Annotated in this window: 3 protein-coding genes; all 3 read left to right on the forward strand. The window is 50.5% G+C overall.

Annotation, left to right across the window (positions count from 1 at the left end; all coding sequences use genetic code 11):
• Nucleotides 1–291: transposase (locus B5G28_RS14190; RefSeq protein ID WP_144265580.1), on the forward strand; the 291-nt coding region annotated here is incomplete at its 5' end.
• Nucleotides 292–362: 71 nt separating this feature from the next.
• Nucleotides 363–659 (forward strand): hypothetical protein, encoded by a 297-nt coding sequence (locus tag B5G28_RS14625; RefSeq protein WP_144265581.1) that lies wholly within the window; start codon nt 363–365, stop codon nt 657–659.
• A partial coding sequence (locus B5G28_RS14200; RefSeq protein WP_162612616.1) for a transposase occupies nt 607–1040 on the forward strand: 434 nt, incomplete at its 3' end. The genes B5G28_RS14625 and B5G28_RS14200, both read left to right, overlap by 53 nt.

Consider the following 1040-nt stretch of genomic DNA (forward strand, 5'->3'; position numbering starts at 1 on the left):
CTTCTGGACGGCCGCCTGGAACTGACCAATAATCTTGCCGAACGCACGGTGAAACCTTTCGTGATGGCGCGAAAGAATTTTCTGTTCTGTGACACTGCAAAGGGTGCCGATGCCAGTGCCCTATGTTTCAGTGTGATCGAGACAGCCAAGCACAATGGTCTGGATCCCTTTGGTTACCTACTGTTCCTGCTGCAGGAGCTGCCCAAACTGGGCGAAAATCCTACCGAGGAACAACTGGTTCCGCTGCTCCCTTGGGCTGAAAGCCTTCCCGAGTATTGCAAACTCAAATAATTTTAACTGATTTGAGCTCCTTATGGGAGCTCTTTTGTTTATCCCTCACGGGGGATTATGGAGCGCTTACGATGAAACAGACCGGCAGCGTAGATCTTCGTGTCAATCAAAGGGGCCGCAAGGCTAAGCTGACCCGGCAAGACCTGGATGCGGTCAACGAGATGATAAACAAACAGCCTGATCTTTCCATCCGTGAAATCAAGGAGAGACTTCATCTGAACGTATGTGAGGAAACAGTCCGTAAGGCTGTTATAAAGCTGGGTTACCGGGTCAAAAAGAAAAGCGTTCATGCCTCAGAACAGGAGCGCTCCCGACGTGAAAGCAAAGCGGCTTCATTGGAAGGAACTCAGGTCAAATCTTCCGATTGACCATTTGGTCTTTCTGGACGAGAGCGGTGTCAATCTTGGGATGATACGCCGGTATGGCCGTGCTGTAGGAGGCAAACGAGTCGTTGACCATGCTCCGCTTACCAGGCCAAGAGCAACTACCTTGCTTTCGGCGATTCGGGTAAACAAAGTGATTGCGCAAACAAGCTATCCAGGCGGAACAACTCGGTCAAAGTTTCAGCAGTATGTGCAGGAAACTTTGCTTCCTGAACTGAATCCGGGAGATATCGTGGTGATGGACAATCTGGCTGCCCACCACGGGCCAGGGATTGCACAGATGATTGCTCAGGCAGGAGCACAGATACTCTATTTGCCGCCTTATAGTCCCGATTTCAATCCGATCGAGAAGCTATGGTCCAAAAT

Origin of the sequence: Faecalibacterium sp. An77 (genome assembly GCF_002161315.1) — a bacterium.
Lineage (GTDB): Bacteria > Bacillota > Clostridia > Oscillospirales > Ruminococcaceae > Faecalibacterium.